Source organism: Rhizobium terrae (assembly GCF_003425685.1).
Lineage (GTDB): Bacteria > Pseudomonadota > Alphaproteobacteria > Rhizobiales > Rhizobiaceae > Neorhizobium > Neorhizobium terrae.
The window spans coordinates 30,758-47,125 of record NZ_QJKM01000016.1 but is presented as its reverse complement, the minus strand read 5'-3'; the positions used below and the strand labels follow the sequence as shown (position 1 = coordinate 47,125).

14 protein-coding genes are annotated in these 16,368 nt (G+C 61.7%); 6 read left to right on the top strand and 8 right to left on the bottom strand.

Features of this window, described 5'->3' with window-relative positions:
* Positions 1 to 19: 19 nt before the first annotated feature.
* On the top strand, positions 20 to 1,645 hold the full coding sequence (gene pgi, locus DMO26_RS25920; protein WP_117195227.1) for a glucose-6-phosphate isomerase: 1,626 nt from the start codon (positions 20 to 22) through the stop codon (positions 1,643 to 1,645).
* A gap of 15 nt (positions 1,646 to 1,660) precedes the next feature.
* On the top strand, positions 1,661 to 2,512 hold the full coding sequence (locus DMO26_RS25915) for a class I SAM-dependent methyltransferase (RefSeq protein WP_117195226.1): 852 nt from the start codon (positions 1,661 to 1,663) through the stop codon (positions 2,510 to 2,512).
* A 3-nt stretch (positions 2,513 to 2,515) separates the two neighbouring features.
* Here DMO26_RS25915 and DMO26_RS25910 read toward each other — a convergent pair whose 3' ends face one another.
* From DMO26_RS25910 to pyrC, 4 genes are all read right to left on the bottom strand, one after another.
* Positions 2,516 to 3,442 carry a carbohydrate kinase family protein gene (locus DMO26_RS25910; RefSeq protein ID WP_117195225.1) on the bottom strand — a complete coding sequence of 309 codons (927 nt, stop codon included), beginning with the start codon at positions 3,440 to 3,442 and terminating at the stop codon, positions 2,516 to 2,518.
* Between the two features lie 77 nt (positions 3,443 to 3,519).
* Positions 3,520 to 4,215: an orotate phosphoribosyltransferase gene (locus tag DMO26_RS25905; protein WP_117195224.1), complete on the bottom strand. Its 696-nt coding sequence runs from the start codon at positions 4,213 to 4,215 to the stop codon at positions 3,520 to 3,522.
* 91 nt (positions 4,216 to 4,306) lie between these two features.
* Entirely contained in the window at positions 4,307 to 5,485 is a 1,179-nt protein-coding gene (locus DMO26_RS25900; protein WP_117195223.1) for a GGDEF domain-containing protein, read from the bottom strand.
* Positions 5,486 to 5,604: 119 nt separating this feature from the next.
* Positions 5,605 to 6,648, bottom strand: a complete 1,044-nt coding sequence (gene pyrC / locus DMO26_RS25895) for a dihydroorotase (protein ID WP_117195222.1) — start codon at positions 6,646 to 6,648, stop codon at positions 5,605 to 5,607.
* Between the two features lie 231 nt (positions 6,649 to 6,879).
* Here pyrC and DMO26_RS25890 point away from each other — a divergent pair, with 231 nt between their 5' ends.
* Positions 6,880 to 7,809: a tetratricopeptide repeat protein gene (locus tag DMO26_RS25890; RefSeq protein ID WP_117195221.1), complete on the top strand. Its 930-nt coding sequence runs from the start codon at positions 6,880 to 6,882 to the stop codon at positions 7,807 to 7,809.
* Positions 7,810 to 7,811: 2 nt separating this feature from the next.
* Here the strand turns inward: DMO26_RS25890 and DMO26_RS25885 are convergent, their stop codons facing one another.
* From DMO26_RS25885 to DMO26_RS25875, 3 genes are all read right to left on the bottom strand, one after another.
* On the bottom strand, positions 7,812 to 8,849 hold the full coding sequence (locus DMO26_RS25885; protein ID WP_117195220.1) for a 4-hydroxyproline epimerase: 1,038 nt from the start codon (positions 8,847 to 8,849) through the stop codon (positions 7,812 to 7,814).
* A 30-nt stretch (positions 8,850 to 8,879) separates the two neighbouring features.
* On the bottom strand, positions 8,880 to 9,587 hold the full coding sequence (locus DMO26_RS25880; protein WP_117195219.1) for an SDR family oxidoreductase: 708 nt from the start codon (positions 9,585 to 9,587) through the stop codon (positions 8,880 to 8,882).
* Between the two features lie 71 nt (positions 9,588 to 9,658).
* The gene (locus DMO26_RS25875) at positions 9,659 to 11,200 is read right to left on the bottom strand and encodes a glycosyltransferase family 39 protein (protein WP_117195218.1); all 1,542 of its coding nucleotides are present in this window, start codon (positions 11,198 to 11,200) and stop codon (positions 9,659 to 9,661) included.
* A 227-nt stretch (positions 11,201 to 11,427) separates the two neighbouring features.
* Here DMO26_RS25875 and DMO26_RS25870 point away from each other — a divergent pair, with 227 nt between their 5' ends.
* The 3 genes from DMO26_RS25870 to DMO26_RS25860 all read left to right on the top strand — a co-directional run bounded on the left by DMO26_RS25870 (position 11,428) and on the right by DMO26_RS25860 (position 14,046).
* Positions 11,428 to 12,939, top strand: a complete 1,512-nt coding sequence (locus DMO26_RS25870) for a UbiD family decarboxylase (RefSeq protein WP_117195297.1) — start codon at positions 11,428 to 11,430, stop codon at positions 12,937 to 12,939.
* 102 nt (positions 12,940 to 13,041) lie between these two features.
* Positions 13,042 to 13,704: an iron-sulfur cluster repair di-iron protein gene (gene ric, locus DMO26_RS25865; protein ID WP_117195217.1), complete on the top strand. Its 663-nt coding sequence runs from the start codon at positions 13,042 to 13,044 to the stop codon at positions 13,702 to 13,704.
* A 51-nt stretch (positions 13,705 to 13,755) separates the two neighbouring features.
* The gene (locus DMO26_RS25860) at positions 13,756 to 14,046 is read left to right on the top strand and encodes a DUF6522 family protein (RefSeq protein WP_117195216.1); all 291 of its coding nucleotides are present in this window, start codon (positions 13,756 to 13,758) and stop codon (positions 14,044 to 14,046) included.
* A gap of 128 nt (positions 14,047 to 14,174) precedes the next feature.
* Here the strand turns inward: DMO26_RS25860 and DMO26_RS25855 are convergent, their stop codons facing one another.
* Positions 14,175 to 16,325 carry a methyl-accepting chemotaxis protein gene (locus tag DMO26_RS25855; protein ID WP_117195215.1) on the bottom strand — a complete coding sequence of 717 codons (2,151 nt, stop codon included), beginning with the start codon at positions 16,323 to 16,325 and terminating at the stop codon, positions 14,175 to 14,177.
* Positions 16,326 to 16,368: the final 43 nt, after the last annotated feature.

The window sequence follows — 16,368 nt, the reverse complement described above, 5'->3', positions numbered from 1 at the left end:
CCAGCGTGAGGAATCACCCATGCAGGCCATCATCCAAGACCTGAAATCCACCGTCGCGAGAACCAATGCCACGGATATCCGCGCAGCTTTCGCGGCCGATTCCGGCCGTTTCGAACGGTTCAGCGCCGCTTTCGACGATCTTTTGATGGATTATTCCAAAACGGCTGTGAATGGAGAGATCCTGCTGCTTCTCGAACGGCTTGCCGAAGTCGGCGGCGTCGCGAAGAAGCGCGAGGAAATGTTTTCGGGCACTCCGATCAACTTTACGGAAGGCCGAGCCGTCCTGCATACGGCATTGCGCAACCGCTCTAACACTCCCGTCCTGGTCGACGGCAAGGACGTCATGCCGGATGTGAACGCCGTTCTCGCCGCCATGGGCACGTTCGCCGACGGCATCCGCACCGGCGCGCTGAGGGGCGCGACCGGCAAGAAGATCACCGACGTCGTCAATATCGGCATCGGCGGCTCCGACCTCGGTCCGGTCATGGCGACGCTGGCGCTCGCTCCATTCCATGACGGTCCCCGCGCGCATTTCGTCTCCAACGTCGACGGCGCCCATATCGCCGATACGCTGAAGCTGCTCGACGCGGAAACGACGCTCTTCATCATCGCGTCCAAGACCTTCACCACCATCGAGACGATGACCAATGCCGCCTCGGCGCGCGCCTTCATCGCCGACAAGCTCGGCGATGCGGCGGTGAAGCATCATTTCGCGGCCGTCTCGACCGCGCTCGACAAGGTCGCCGCCTTCGGCATCGAGAGCGACCGGGTGTTCGGTTTCTGGGACTGGGTCGGCGGCCGCTACTCCATCTGGTCGGCGATCGGCCTGCCGCTGATGATCGCTATCGGGGCGGAAAACTTCGGCAAGTTCCTGGATGGCGCGCATGCGATGGACAGGCACTTCCGCACCGCGCCGACCCGCCAGAACCTGCCGATGCTGCTCGGCCTGATCGGTTTTTATCATCGCAACGTGCTGGGTTACCCGACCCGCGCCATCCTGCCTTATGACCAGCGGCTGCTGCGCTTCCCCGCCTACCTGCAGCAGCTCGACATGGAATCGAACGGCAAGGGCGTGACGATCGACGGCAGGCCGGTGGAAGGCAATTCCGGCCCGGTCGTTTGGGGCGAACCGGGCACCAACGGCCAGCATGCCTTCTACCAGCTCATCCACCAGGGCACGAGCATCATCCCCGCCGAATTCATGATCGCCGCCAACGGTTTCGAACCGCATTTGCGCCATCAGCACGAACTTCTGATCGCCAATTGCCTGGCGCAATCCGAAGCGCTGATGAAGGGCCGCACCTTCGACGAGGCCAAAGAACAGTTGACCTCCAAGGGCATGGATGAGACGAAGGCGGATTTCATCGCGCTGCACCGCGTCTTTGCTGGCAACCGTCCGTCGATCACCTTTGTCTACGACAAGCTGACGCCGTTTTCGCTCGGCCGGCTGATCGCGCTCTACGAACACCGGGTCTTCGTCGAAGGCGTGCTCTTCCGCATCAACTCCTTCGATCAGTGGGGCGTCGAGCTCGGCAAGGAGCTGGCGACCGGCCTGCTGCCGATCGTCGAGGGTAAGGAGAGTGCTGCCGGCCACGATTCGTCGACCCAAGGCCTGGTGAAGGCGCTGCTCGACGCGCGGAAATAACCGCAGGAGCGAACCATGGAAGGCAGGGAACCGAGCCGGACGGCGAAACAGGTAGCGGGCTCCCGCGCCGCCCACCAGATCATCGACAACGCTTCCGTCTTCAAGGATCCCTATGCCCGGGTGATCCTGGATGCAGAGTCGATCGCTGCGGCCGACGAAAAGGCCCGGGATCCCTCCACCAAACCCTTCCGCATGTTCCTGGCGGCGCGTAGCCGCTTCGCGGACGATTGCATCGCCCGCGAAGCGGGGCTCGGATTGCGACAGGTCGTCATGCTCGGCGCCGGCCTCGATACGTTTGGCCTGCGCAATCCCCATCGCGATGCGGGGCTCAGGGTATTCGAGGTCGATCATCCAGCCACCCAGGCCTGGAAAAAGGAGCGGCTCGCCGCCTCAGAGATCGCACTCCCCTCGGAACTCACCTTCGTGCCGGTCGATTTCGAACGGGACGATCTGGCGGAAAAGCTCGAAGCCAGCGGCTTCCGCAAGGATGAACGTGCTCTTTATGTCTGGCTCGGCGTCGTTCCCTATCTCGAAAAGCAGACCGTCTTCTCGCTGCTCCGCTTCGTGGCAGGTTCGGCCGAGGCCGGAATCATCTTCGACTATTCCGAGCCGCTGGAGAACTATGCGCCGGAGCGCCGCGCCAGAGCGGCAACGATGGCGGCACGAGTGGCCGCTGCGGGCGAACCGTGGATCACGCTGTTCGATCCCACGGAACTTGCGCGCGAACTCACGGCCATGGGGTTCCACCACATCGAAGACCTGGGCCCATCCGCCACGGCGCGGCGATATTTCGGCGCTTCGGCGGATACGCCGGATGGCGGCGCCGGGCCGCATATCCTTTTTGCCCGTACGACGCCGCCGGTTTAGCGCTTAAAGCCCGATCTCATGCGCGAACGGCGGATTGGCGCCGGCGCGGGAGACAGTGACTGCGGCGGCCTTGGCGCCGAGCGCCAGCGCGTTGCGAACCGCATCTTCGGTGAGGGCGGCGACCTTCTCCTTGGTCAGCAGGTCCTGCATCTTCAGCGAGGCGAGCACGCCGGCATCGAACGTATCGCCCGCACCGACCGTATCCACCACAGTCACACGTTCGCTGGGCATCGAAGTCTTGAAGCTCTTCGTATAACCCGTCGCACCTTCCGCGCCGCGGGTCAGGACGACCAGCTTGGCGCCTTCGTTCAGCCAGTGGGCGGCGAGCGTATCATGATCACCCCGCATGCCGAACCAATCGAGGTCCTCGTCGGAGAATTTGACGATATCCGACATCGCCGCCATACGGCGCACGCGATCCATGTGCTTCTGTTTGTCCTTGATGAAGCCCGGACGGATGTTCGGGTCGAAGGAGATGACTCGATTTTTGTGTTCGCGGGCCATCAGCGCTTCGTAGGTGCCCCCGCAGGGCTCGGGGATCAGGCTGATCGCACCGAAATGCATGGCCTCGCAACCGTCGCCGAGCACCGGCAGGTCGGCCTCGGTGATCATCCGGCCCGCGGTGCCTTCGTCATAGAAGGCATAGCTCGCCTGCCCCTTGACCAGTTTCACGAACGCGATCGTCGTCGGGCGAGAAGAGACGGCTGCAAGGCTGTAATCCACGCCGCTCTGCGCCAGCGTGTCGCGCAGGATGTCTCCCATCATGTCGTCGGAGAGGCCGGTGAAGAAACCCGTCGGCTGCCCGAGTCGGCTGAGCGCGATCGCGGTATTGAATACCGCGCCGCCGGCGTAAGGGGCGAACCCCTTCTCGCCCAAAGTGGTCTCGCGCGGAAGCATGTCGATCAGGGCTTCGCCGCAGCACAAAATCATAAAAATCCTCCCACGCGGAACCGGATGCCGTTTTCAATCGATTAGGCGAGCTTTTGTCAAAACACCAGAGCAAAAACTCAATCAGTAAGCTCGCTGATGCCGCCGTTGCGTCCGGACCAGGCGAGCGGCGCATCGAGGAAGGCCTCAACCTCGGTAAAGGTCTTCTCGTCGAAAAGCTTCTGCTCGCGCGCGACGGCCAGCACGTTGCGCCAGGTGGCAATATAATGGAACTGGACGTTACCCTTCACAAACCGTTCCCGGACCTGCGGATACATGTCGTAGAAGAACAGCGCGATGCCGTGATCGACGACGCCGCCCGCAGCCCGGATCGCATCGATGAACGTGAACATGCCGCCGCCGACGGTGGTGAGATCCTCGATCACCAGGACGCGCGCGCCCTCCGGCATGTGGCCCTCGATCTGCGCATTGCGGCCATGTCCCTTGGGCTTCTTGCGGACGTAGATCATCGGCAGGCCGAGGCGCTCCGACAGGAAGGCCGCGAACGGGATCCCGGCGGTCTCGCCGCCCGCGATGCAATCGAATTTCTCGAAGCCGGCGTCGCGCATGAGCGTCGCGGCCGCGAAATCCATGATTGCCGAGCGGATGCGCGGATAGGAGATCAGCTTGCGGCAATCGATGTAGACCGGGCTCATCATGCCGGACGAAAGCTTGTAGGGCTTGTCGGCGCTGAAATGGACCGCTCCGATCTCCCAGAGCATCTTTGCCATCAGTTCGGCCATTACGCCGCGATCCGGAAATGTGGTCTGAATCATGTGCCCTATCCTCGCTTGTCAAAACCACGCGCCGCAATAGCAGCATGCGGGGCCACGCGCCAGACGGGCGCACGGAAATAAGGACAGGATGTCAGGCGCTCGTCCGCGTTTCAGGAAGATGAACCGGCCTCAGATATTCGGCGACTTCGACACGGTCGCGACCGGCGCGTTTGGCTTCGTAAAGGGCCTTGTCGGCGAGGCTGAGCACCGTCTCGAAAGGTTGTCCGCCTATGGCGCCCACGGCGACACCGGCACTGACGGTGCAGCGCAGCACCGTTTCTCCGACTGCGATTTCGCGTGCGGCAAAACGGCGGTTGATATCGTTGGCAATCCGCTCGGCCCTGCCCGGCAGCACATTGTCCAGGATCATCGCGAATTCCTCACCGCCGAGGCGGGCGACGGTATTGGGACTTTTCGTGCTGTTCGTCAGGTCTTCGGCAAATATCTTCAGGACGAGATCTCCGGCCGCGTGGCCGAAACGGTCGTTGATCGACTTGAAGCGGTCGATATCGAAGACGATGACGGCGGTCGATGCCTTGAGAACACGGCTGCCGTGCTGTTCGAAAAGGGCGCGGCGGTTGAGAAGCCCCGTCAGGGCATCCGTCATCGCGTCGCGGCGATGATAGGCCGCCATCCGCCACTGGTGGAGCGCGAGCGAAAGCGAACCGATACCCGTCATGCCTGCAATGCAGACGGCGATATTGAGGTTTTCCGCCCAATTGTCGGGAGCGTGCCCCAGGCTCCACTCGCCGTCACCGATCAGCACAACCGCGCAAAGCGCGAAGGAAATGCCGCTCAGCGTATAAAGGATTGCCATGCCGCACAGCGGCCCCGGCGCTTCCTGGCGCGCCGCGACATATTGCCAGGCGGTGCCGATCAACAGCGATGCCGTCGCGATATTCATGACGATCAGGCCAAGTCCGTCCAGCCCCGCCAACATCAGCGGCACGCCGGCCGCGATCGTCACGAGTGACAGAGCCACCGAGAGTTTCCACGGCTTGGTGCCGGTGCGGAACTGAACCGCTGCGGCATAGGTGGTGCAGAAGCCGGCCATCAGGAATGCATAGGCGATCGAGACGCGCAGAATGCCGGTTTCGATCGTGTAGGAACTATAGGCGAAGATGCCGGATACGATCAGGAAAAGCGCAACGACCAGCGTCAGCAGAAAGGAATCCGTGCGGCGGGAAAACCACGTGCCGAACAGCGTGACCATCAGGCACGCCGCCGATACTCCCAGCGCGAGCAAAAGAGAATGATAGTCGAGCATCATGCCTAGCTTTCTCTTCGGGAGGACCCGGCGGGAAAATCCTGGGCGCAAGCTAAACCCGGATTCTTCCCAAAAGGTTACCGGGTTGATCCAAATGCTAGCTAATCGGCGGAAGGTTACGGTTACTTCTCAACCACTTGCCAATAGAGCGGGAACATCGGATCAAAGACCGTGATCGGCCCAGCGTCGGTTTCCCTCTTATCGGGGAAGACGACCGGCTTGTCGCGCTTTTCGATGACGATCGTCTCATCGTTCGGTGCAAGTCCATACCAGGCCGGACCGTTGAGCGAGGTGAATGCTTCCAGCCTGTCCAGCGCATTCTCTTCTTCGAAGACATGCGCCAGACAGCTCATCGTGTTGACCGAGGTATAGATGCCGGCACAGCCGCAGGCGCATTCCTTCAGCGGATCGACATGGGGAGCCGAATCCGTGCCAAGGAAGAAGCGGGCATCGCCCGAGGTCGCCGCGGCCCTGAGCGCCAGCCGGTGGCTCTCACGCTTGGCAACCGGCAGACAATAATAATGCGGGCGGATGCCGCCGACCAGAATGGCGTTGCGGTTGATGATCAGGTGATGAGTGGTGATCGAACCGGCCAGGTTGCTTTTCGCCGATTTGATGTAATCGATGCCGTCGGCCGTCGTCACATGCTCCATCGTCACCTTGAGTTCCGGCAGGCGCTTGCGCAGCGGATCGAGCACGGTTTCGATGAAGACGGCCTCGCGATCGAAGATATCGACTTCCGGCGTCGTTACCTCGCCATGCACGCAGAGCGGCAGGCCGATCTTCGCCATACGCTCCAGCACCGGCATCGCCTTGTCGAAATCGCGCACACCCCCGTGTGAGTTGGTGGTGGCACCGGCCGGATAAAGCTTCACGGCGGTGATCAGGCCGCTCTTCCTGCCTTCTTCCACATCGTCCGGCTGGGTATGTTCGGTCAGATAAAGCGTCATCAGTGGATCGAACCGGTCGCCCTTCGGAAGAGCGGCCATGATGCGCTCGCGATAGGCCTTCGCATCGGCCGTCGTCACCACCGGCGGGACAAGATTCGGCATGATGATGGCGCGGGCGAAATGCCGGCTCGTATCGCTGATAACCCCTTGAAGAACTGCGCCGTCGCGCAGGTGCAGATGCCAGTCATCGGGGCGGCGAAGGGTCAGCGTTTTCATAGGAACTTCCGGATACAATCGATCCGTCCGCCATACCACTAATGGCGCGGATAACACAATCCGAGGATGCCGGCGACACCCATCCCTATACATAGGGATAAATATGAGCTCTCACGCAAATGTGCGAAATAAGGCAGGGGCGAACACGGGAAAGCTTTCGAACATGCGGAACCCGCAACCGCTTTCGACGTTCGTTAAGCAATCTAAAGATTCCATGAATCGGAGCGCACAATGACTTCCCGTGCATCTAAAGTCAACCGGGGTTTTGCGATTGTCACAGGTACTGCCGTTGCCCTTTGCGCCTTGACGGCTTCTCCCGGCGCCGAAGAGCGCGCCAGCCTGCAGCTGGCGTCCGCCATGCAGGTCGATTGCGACCGGATGGCAGGCAGCCCCTACGACCAGCAGCGCAATAGCGAATTCGCGCCGGTGGGCATCGCCGAGATCGATGGCTCGGCCGTCGATGCCTGCCGCGTCGCCTTCGAAACGACGGGCAATCCGCGTTTCGCCTATCAGCTCGGTCGGGCGCTGAACAAGACCCAGCAAGCCGACCAGGCGATGAGCGCCTATAATGCTGCCGTTCAGGCCGGATATCCCGCCGCCAAGGTGAATTTCGGCATGCTGATGGGCCGGCTCGGCGATGAGAAGTCCGAGTTTAAGCTTTATACGGAAGCAGCCCAAAGCGGCAATGTTCTCGCCGCCTACAATCTCGGCGTCGCTTACCGCGACGGGCTCGGCACCAGGCCGGATGTCAAGAAGGCATTGACCTGGTTCGAGAAGGCCGCGACCGAGGGCGATGATACCGCCGCCTTCAATATCGGCGCGATCTATGACGAAGGCCATCTGGTGCCGCAGGACGACCAGACCGCGATCGCCTGGTACGACCTCGCCGCCCAGCGCGGCAATACCGATGCGATGATCAATCTCGGTCTCATGTACGAGGCCGGTGAAGGCATCGAGGCCAATGTCCAGAAGGCTGCCGAAATGTACCGCAAGGCCGCTGAGAACGGCGACCTGTTCGGTGCCTACAAGTTCCTGCAGATGCAGCAACTCGGCGTCGTTCCGGCTCCGGCCGATCCGTCGATGCCGGAAGGCGTCAATTCGCTGGTGCTGAAGCCCGGCGACACGGAACAGTCGGCCATCGCTGCCGGTAAGGAAATCTGACCTCAGATCTCCCCGGCCGAAGGCCCCCAGACGTCCGTCATGGCAAAGCCGTCCGACAGCGGATCGAACGGATCGAGCGCGACCTGGTGCAACCCGAAGGTGAAGCCGCGCCCGGCAATCGTGGGGATGATCGCCGGTTTGCCCGCAACGGTCGTTTCCGCAGCGAGGCCTACTTCGAACTGCGACCCGATGATCGAACGCGACCTGAACATGTCACCGACCTTCACCTTGCCACGCGCATGCAGCGCCGCCAGATTGGCGGAATTGCCCGTGCCGCAGGGCGAACGATCGGCCCGGCCCGGCCACATGGTGGTGCAGGTGCGCACCGTGCCGTCCGCCTCCGTATCGCGGAACATCACATAGGCGACGCCGGAAATCGCCGGGATTTCCGGATGGACCACCGGAAGCTGCTCGTTGATCAGCGCCTTCAGCACCATGCCTGCCCGGACCAACGCCGCGGCATTGGCCTTTTCGATTGCGAGGCCGACCTGCCTGACATCCACCAGACCGTAGAAGATGCCGCCGTAACAAAGGTCGAGCGTGATCTCTCCCCATGCGGGAGTCTGGAGCTTCACGTCCAGTTCGTGCACGAAGGACGGTACCATGGTGAGCTTCACCTTCTCACAGCGCCCGTCGCGGCAAGTGGCCAGCGCCTTGACGAGGCCCGCCGCCGTTTCCAGCGTCACGACGGTTTCCGGCTCCTTCATTTCGACGATGCCGGCCTCCAGCAACGCGGTGGTGGCGCAGATGGAATTCGATCCGGAGCTCGCATGCGCCTGATCCGGCTGCAAGATGACGAAGGCGGCATCGGCATCGGGATGTTTTGCCGGCAGCAAGAGATTGACCGAGCCGATCGGCGCGCCGCGCGGTTCGAGGCAGAGGAAACGGCGAAGTTCATGACCCTTGGGATCGGTGTTCAGCCAATGCAGCTGAGCCGCAACCGTTTCTCCCGGGATCTTTGGCACGCCGCCGATCGCAACCCTACCGATTTCGCCTTCGCAATGAACGTCCAGCAGCTGGATCGTGCGTTTCCATCTCATTTCAAAATACCTTGATTAAAACGTCTGGGATCAAACGTGTCTGGTGATGCCGCCATCGACGCGGATATTCTGGCCGGTGATATAGCCGGCGCCATCCGACAGGAGGAAGGCGGCCGTCTTGGCGATCTCCTCCACATGGCCGACGCGCTTCATCGGCACTTTGTCTGCCGTGCCCGGCTTGTGGTCCAGGCTGTCGATGAAACCCGGCAGAATGCAGTTCATGCGGATATTGTCGGCCGCATACCGATCCGAGTAGAGCTTGGTAAAGGCGCCGGCCGCGGCGCGATAGGTGCAGGAGACAGGGAAGGCCAGCGAGGGTTCGTAAGCGGCAAAGGTGGTGATATTGACGAAAGCGCCCTTGCCCTGTTTCAGCATGACCGGGGTCGCGAGGCGAGCCATGCGCACCAGCGACAGGATCATCATGTCGGAACCGAGCGTCCAGTTCTCATCGGTAATGTCGAGCAGATCGCCCTTCGGCGGATGGCCGGTGTGGTTCACCACCGCATCGATGCGGCCGTAGGTCTCCATGGCCAGATCGAAAACCGCCTGGATGTCCTCGCCTTTTTCCGCAACGCCGCGCGAGGCAACGCCGCCGAGTTCCGCGGCGAGCTTCTCGCAGCTTTCCGAAGGCGACATCAGCGCAAGCCTGTAGCCCTGAGCGTGAAGTTCGCGGGCGATCGCCTCGCCCATGCCGCGCCCGCCGCCGGTGACCAGCGCCACCTTTTCCGTCTCAGCCATCGGAGCCTCCTTTGAAGATTTTTACGCCCATGAAGCGGTTCGGGAGAGATATATCAGCGCCGCAGCTTTGCCTATGGCCTTCCGCCGAGCCACAGATAACCGAGACGAAGCTCCATCCTGCCATCGCCGTAATAATAGGGAAACGCCAGCGATTGCGGCGAAGAGGCCGGCAGGCCGAGGCCTTCGACCGAGGACAGATCGATCGGCGGCGGCCCGGGCGCTGCGTTATTATCGATCCAGACAGCCAGAATCGGTCCCTTCATCGCGTCGGCGGATGGAAAGCCTGGGATCGGCTGTTCGGAATTGATCACCGGCACACCCGGAAACTGCAGCCGCATGTTGCCGGCGAGGTGCATGCCGGCTGCGACGATCAGCGCCGGACGGCCTTCCGCTTTCAGCGCTTCCACGAGCGAGGCGAACGGATAGTTGATGCGGGTGTAGGAGCCGGTCAGCCCGCCCGTCAGCGTCTTGCCCGGCAGCGGGATCAATGTCACGACCATGATGGCGAGGAAAACGCCCAGGAAACGCCGCAGGCTGCCGGCGATATCGGCGCCCGCACGATCGAGTTTCAACAGCAGATAAAGGGGCAGGACCAAAAGATAGGGGTCGAGCCAGCGCTCGGTGATCTTCGTCGTGCCGGCGACGAGGATAACAAAGATCACCCCGAGAAGCGAAACCATCATGATCAGGCCGAGCAGGCGCGTGAAGCGGTCCCCTGCCCTCAGGGACTGTCGAAAATCCCGCTTGAAGGCAATGGCCAATATGACGGTCGTCAATGCGCCGAATGCAACGCATGCAAGCGCCAGCGAACCGACGGCGCGCGCAACCCGTGCAATGCCCTGCGGCGCATTGGCTTCGACCATCTTGCCGATCGTGCCGTCGCTGGCGAGATCGAGATTGCCGGCAAGCCAGAGCGCGTGCGGCAGGACGATCAAAACGCTGATGACGGCCGTCGAGAGCACGCGCGGGTCGAACAGCCTGGCCCGCCATTCACGGTCAGCGAACACGGCGACGATCGTTGCGACCGGCAGGAGCACGAAATTGTATTTGGAAATGCTGCCAATGCCGATCGCGAGCCCGAGGATCACATACCCCTGCCAGTCGCCGCGCATCAGCGTGCGGAAAAGTCCGTAAAGGAACAGCGATGTCGCCATCAGCACTGCGACCGTATGCGTGAGATCCTGCTGCGGCATGTAGGAAACCTGCGGCAAGGTCAGCAGGCTCAGCGTCGCCATCGCGACAAAGCCGGGGCGCCTATCCAGTTCGCGTGCCGCCAAGCCGAAAAAGACATAGGCTAGGAGCAGCATCGCGAATTTCGGCAGGGTCAGCGCAAAGAGCGAAATACCCGTCAAGCTGACGACCGCATTCTGCGCCCAGTTGTAGAAGGGGGGCTGGGGGCCATATCCCGCCAGCCAATATTGCGAGAACAGCGACTGTTCCGCCTCGTCGAGCGTGAGCGAATTGGGCAGCAGCAGACGGACGGCGATGCTCAGGACGCAATAGACGCCAAGAAAGAGGGCGACTGGCCACAGCCCTGCCGACAGAAACGTCGACAGGCGGCCGGCATGTTCCGATTTTCCAGGCGCATGGGCCACGCCGTTCCGACCGTCCATTTTCATTCCTCAGCAAGAAACCCGATGCCAGCAGGTGGCATGCCATCCGGTGCGGATCAACAGAAAAAGCAGATCGAACGCTCCCCGAAAAGTGAGCCGGCTGTCGCGGAGGCCCGCTGATTTTCGTCTTTCAAGTCGCCCGGCGCTTGTCACGCCGGAATGACGGGGCGTTCTTCTGCTTGCGTCAGCGCAAAGACACCCGCTTCTTTCTTCTCAATCTGGCAGGCATGAAAGCCGATGCCACCGTTCCCCGCCACCATGCCAATCTCCAGGATTTCGCAGCCTTTCTGGAAAGCAGGGGGCGATTGAAGAGAATATCGCGTCCCATCTCGCTGGTTCACGAGGTGACCGAGATCCACCGTCGGGTGCTTCTGGAAAACGGGCCGGCACTGCTCTTCGAAAAACCCGTCGATGCCGATGGCAACATCATGGCCATTCCGCTTCTTGCCAATCTCTTCGGAACGCGTGAGAGGATCGAGTGGGGCCTAGGGCTTAGAGCCGGCGGCATTCCGGAGCTTGCCCGCTTCCTGAGCGAGTTGCGCGAGCCGCGGCCCCCGAAGTCGATCCTCGAAGCATGGCGAAAGCTCCCACAACTGAAAGCGGCGCTTTCGCTCAACGCCCGCACGGTGCAGCATCCGCCTTGCCAGGAGATCGTCTGGCAAGGCGCCGATCTCGACCTGGACCGGCTGCCGATCCAATCCTGCTGGCCCGGCGAGCCTGCACCGCTCGTTACCTGGCCACTGGTGATCACCCACGCGCCGGACGATCCAGCGGATGTCAATGTCGGCATCTACCGGATGCAGAAACTCGGCAAGGACCGCCTTATCATGCGCTGGCTTGCCCATAGGGGCGGCGCACGGCACCACAGGATGTGGCAGGCGCTTGGCCGCGACATGCCGGCGGCAGTGGTCGTCGGTGCCGATCCAGCGACGATCCTCGCCGCCGTCATGCCACTGCCGGAAGCCATGAGCGAATTGAACTTCGCCGGCCTCCTGAAAGGGAAGCGGCAGGAAATCGCGGTCGGATTTTCAGTCCCCCTTCCCGTTCCCGCTGAGGCGGAAATCGTCATCGAGGGCACGGTCTCGGCAGCAGAAGTGGCAGACGAAGGCCCGTATGGAGACCATACAGGCTACTACAATGCCGTCGAGCGTTTCCCTGTCCTTACGCTTTCGGCCATCACGATGCGTCGCAATCCGCTCTATCTCTCCACCTATACCGGACGCCCTCCGGATGAGCCATCGAGGCTCGGCGAGGCCATGAACGAGCTTTTCCTACCCATGGTCAGGCGGCAGTTTGCGGAAGTCCACGACCTCTGGCTGCCGCCGGAAGCCTGTTCCTACCGGACCATGGTGGTCTCCATCGACAAACGGTATCCGGGCCACGCGCGCCGGATCATGATGGGGCTCTGGTCGATGCTGCCGCAGTTCAGCTACACGAAACTGATCATCGCTGTGGATCCGGACATCGACGTCCGAAGCTGGCCGGACGTCATGTGGGCGATTTCCACCCGCTTTGATGCCGGCCGCGATCTCATGGTGGTGGACAACACACCCATCGACTATCTGGATTTCGCCTCTCCCAGGTCCGGCCTCGGCGGCAAGCTGGGGCTCGACGCAACGACCAAAATCGGCGCCGAGACAACCCGGGAATGGGGCCGGACCATCGAAATGTCGCAGGAAGTCATCGAAAGAGTCGACGGGCTATGGGCATCGCTCTGCCTCGGCGATGCACCGCCATGACAAACAACCCGACTGCGGAACGACGCACGCCAAAAGGCCTTCCGCAACCAACGATACCACTTCAACGCAACCATGAAACCATCCGCAGACGAGGAGCACATCATGAATGAAATTGGTCCGGACACCACAGTCGCCGCCATCGCCACCGAACTGCCGGGCGCCGCCGAGCTTTTCCGCCGCCACGGCATCAGCTTCTGCTGCGGCGGCGACGTGCCTCTGTCCATGGCCGCCGAACAGGCCGGCCTTGTCCCAGCCGACCTGATCGCCGATCTGGAGGCTCTCGAGGCCGCTTCGGGACGGGACGCGCCGCAGGAAACGCTGGCATTGATCGGGCATCTTCTCACAAGATATCATGCTATCCATCGCGAGGAGCTTGATTGGCTCATTCCTCTCGCCCAGAAGGTCGAGCGGGTGCACGGTGGCCACCCCTCGGCACCGGTCGGGCTTTCGCAGACGCTGACGCGGCTGCGCGACGAACTCGAAAGTCACATGGTGAAGGAAGAGCAGGTGCTTTTTCCGATGATGCGACGCGGCGGCAGCCCGGTGATTGCACATCCGATCGCTGAAATGCGCCAGGAGCACGAGGATGAAGTACGGCATCTGCAGGCCATAGAACACATAACGCACAGCCTTGCCTTGCCGGAAGGCGCCTGCAGATCCTGGACGGCGCTCTATACGGGCCTGCGCAAGTTTACCGACGACCTTGTCGTCCACATGCATCTCGAAAACGAAATACTGTTCCCCCGCTTTCAATCCATGTCATAGAACGTCGAGGCAGCCTCCAACGCCTCGACGTCATCGACCGGAGGAATAACGATGCGTATCGAACGGGACCCCAGCGGGGACTTTATCCTGGAATCCGGTGAGATAGCCGATCGGTTCGGCCTGTCGCGCGACGATTTCCGGCAAAGGATCCGCCAAGGCCTCGTGGCAAGCAGGGTCGAGCGTGGCGAAGCCGAAGATGCGGGAACCAGCCGCCTGAGCATTCGCCTTGGAAACCGGCTGTGGCAGGCCATTCTCAGCAATGAAGACGAAGTCCAGAGCGAAACAGTGACCTTCGTTCGTGGACAAGGCCAAGTCCATAGGTCTGGGGATCGAAAGGGCTGAACCTCGCGGCAGCACGAGGCGTTGATTGGACCTCTCTTCCGCTGGCGGAGGGTGAAGTCGTCCCTTCCGCAAGATCCGCGGCAGCACGCCGGCTCCGGAAAACATGTCTCCCCTGAGCTGCGGTGTCCTTACGCCGCAGCACGCCTTTTCGTGCCAATGCCGGTTTCCGTGGTCTGAAATGCGCCGAGCTGTGTCCGCAGCTTCTCCGTCTCGCCTGCCAGCGACTGCGTGGCCGCGTTCGTCTGTTCCACCATCGAGGCATTCTGCTGGGTGATCTGGTCGAGCTGACTGATCGTCGAGGCGATTTCCGCAAGCGCAACGGATTGTTCGGCCGAGGATTGCACGATCCCTAAAACCTGCTGATTGATCATCCGGACGTGCTGTTCGATGCCGTCCAATGCGACGCCGGCCTGCCCGACAAGCGCAACGCCGCCGGAAACGTCTCTGGAAGCGCTCGCGACCAGAACCTTGATCTCCCGGGCGGCCGTCGCGGAGCGTTGAGCAAGCTCTCGTACCTCCTGAGCTACGACCGCAAATCCCTTTCCGGCCTCTCCGGCACGAGCCGCTTCAACGCCTGCATTGAGGGCAAGCAGATTTGTCTGGAACGCGATGTCATCGATAACTCCGATGATCTGCCCGATCTGATCGGACGATTTGGAAATCTCCTGCATCGCAGCAATCGTGTCGGCAACGATCCTGGCCGCTTGTGACGTGTCGGCATTGGCGATGCCGACCGACTTTTTCGCTTCCTCGGCGCCACCGGCCGACATCCTTACGGCCGTTGCCACTTCCTCCAGCGCCGCTGCGGCCTGCTCCAGCGCGGCGGCCTGGCCGGCGGTACGACTGGCGAGGTCGTCGGCGGCGTCATGCAGATCCGCACAGGCAAGGTTAATCGACTTGGCATTGCTGCCGGCAAGAAATACCAGGTTTTCCAATGTTTCGATCGACTGGTTATAAGTGAGCCGGAGCGGCTCCAGATTGGACGCCAGTTCCCGGGTTATGCGATGGCGCAGATTGCCGTCGGCCAAGGCCTTCAATCCATGGTCCAGCTGCCCGAGCGCGAGTTCGAGTTCAGCGGAACGAGCCGCACGCTCCCGTTCGATTGCCTCGGCTTCCTTCCGGCGCTCCGCCGTGCGGTGCATCTGCTCCTGGTGCTCGAGTTCCGCCCGCCGCTTGGCCGCCTCGACCGCGTGACGCACCGCAAGAGCGAGCGCTCCGATCTCATCCTTGCGGTCGACTGTAACCGAGGCCTCGCCGACGTCACCTCCAGCCAGTCGCTCTACGGCTGCAGTGAGTTTTTGCAGCGGGCGAACCACGCCGAAGCCGATCACCGTCGAAAGCGTAAGTGCCGCCGCAAATGCGGCTGCCAAAATCGATCCCGTCGTCACCAGGATCTTCAGTTCGCGCCCTGCCAGGTCGGCTGCCTCTTCCCGCAGGAATGTCAGCGCCTTCTCCTCGATCATCCTAAGACGATTGATGCGTTCGGTTGCTGCTGTGTGCCATTCCGCCGCATTCCAACCCGATAAGTCAGCATCGGCACCGGAGCTCAGCAGCCGCTGGCGCATCGACGCGAAGGGCGTGTCGCCATCCGTGCGGACGGCATCCATATCCTGGGCCAGAAAGGGGTAATTCACCTTGAATCCGTCGAGAAGGCTCGACTGGCTGCCGTAAAGGAGCGAGAGCTTCAGAAGCTTGGCGGCATCGATATGCCTGGACGAGATCGCAGCATTGCCGAGCGCCCGCTCCTGCCCGGCGAATTCCTTGGCCTGGGAGAGCTGGTTGTAGGCGGCAAGTTCCGGCCCGAATTCGCTGTCGGCGTTGCGGACAGCCAAAGCGCGCGGAATTGCAAGAAACTGTGAGATCAGGCGGGTATAGAACGCACCGCTTTCATCCGAAGATACGCGGGCTTCATCGACCTTCCGACGAAATTCGCCAAGCGCCTGAAGATCCTCGCGCGACACGGTCATGCCGCCAACAGCCGATTGTGTAACGATCGCAATCCATTGATCGGAATCGAGCCGCACTTTCTCCAGGCGTTTGCCGATGTCGGTGGCCTTCCCGCTCAGCGCCGTCGCGCTTCCTCCGCGCTCGGCCTGCAGCCGATGAACGGCTTCGCCGATGTTGGAGATATATTCGGTCACATCGGTCAGATACGCGGCATTGCGATAGACGGTCAGGTCGCTATCGATTCTCTCATAGGAAAGCCAGATGGCAAGAAGAAGCGGAATGCAGACCGAGAGCAGGATTCTCTTGGTGATTGCGACATCAGACAAGCGCATTAGACGACGGTTCCGATCGAGGCCGGCGTCATGCCGAGATGCC

What these genes read in the sequence shown, in the direction of transcription:
- DMO26_RS25860 (WP_117195216.1), top strand. Translation starts at nt 13,756, where the DNA reads ATGCGTATCGAACGGGACCCCAGCGGGGACTTTATCCTGGAATCCGGT.
- DMO26_RS25885 (WP_117195220.1), bottom strand. Translation starts at nt 8,849, where the DNA reads ATGAGATGGAAACGCACGATCCAGCTGCTGGACGTTCATTGCGAAGGC.
- DMO26_RS25880 (WP_117195219.1), bottom strand. Translation starts at nt 9,587, where the DNA reads ATGGCTGAGACGGAAAAGGTGGCGCTGGTCACCGGCGGCGGGCGCGGC.
- DMO26_RS25900 (WP_117195223.1), bottom strand. Translation starts at nt 5,485, where the DNA reads ATGATGCTCGACTATCATTCTCTTTTGCTCGCGCTGGGAGTATCGGCG.
- pgi (WP_117195227.1), top strand. Translation starts at nt 20, where the DNA reads ATGCAGGCCATCATCCAAGACCTGAAATCCACCGTCGCGAGAACCAAT.
- ric (WP_117195217.1), top strand. Translation starts at nt 13,042, where the DNA reads ATGAATGAAATTGGTCCGGACACCACAGTCGCCGCCATCGCCACCGAA.
- DMO26_RS25890 (WP_117195221.1), top strand. Translation starts at nt 6,880, where the DNA reads ATGACTTCCCGTGCATCTAAAGTCAACCGGGGTTTTGCGATTGTCACA.
- DMO26_RS25870 (WP_117195297.1), top strand. Translation starts at nt 11,428, where the DNA reads ATGAAAGCCGATGCCACCGTTCCCCGCCACCATGCCAATCTCCAGGAT.
- DMO26_RS25910 (WP_117195225.1), bottom strand. Translation starts at nt 3,442, where the DNA reads ATGATTTTGTGCTGCGGCGAAGCCCTGATCGACATGCTTCCGCGCGAG.
- DMO26_RS25915 (WP_117195226.1), top strand. Translation starts at nt 1,661, where the DNA reads ATGGAAGGCAGGGAACCGAGCCGGACGGCGAAACAGGTAGCGGGCTCC.
- pyrC (WP_117195222.1), bottom strand. Translation starts at nt 6,648, where the DNA reads ATGAAAACGCTGACCCTTCGCCGCCCCGATGACTGGCATCTGCACCTG.
- DMO26_RS25855 (WP_117195215.1), bottom strand. Translation starts at nt 16,325, where the DNA reads ATGCGCTTGTCTGATGTCGCAATCACCAAGAGAATCCTGCTCTCGGTC.
- DMO26_RS25875 (WP_117195218.1), bottom strand. Translation starts at nt 11,200, where the DNA reads ATGGACGGTCGGAACGGCGTGGCCCATGCGCCTGGAAAATCGGAACAT.
- DMO26_RS25905 (WP_117195224.1), bottom strand. Translation starts at nt 4,215, where the DNA reads ATGATTCAGACCACATTTCCGGATCGCGGCGTAATGGCCGAACTGATG.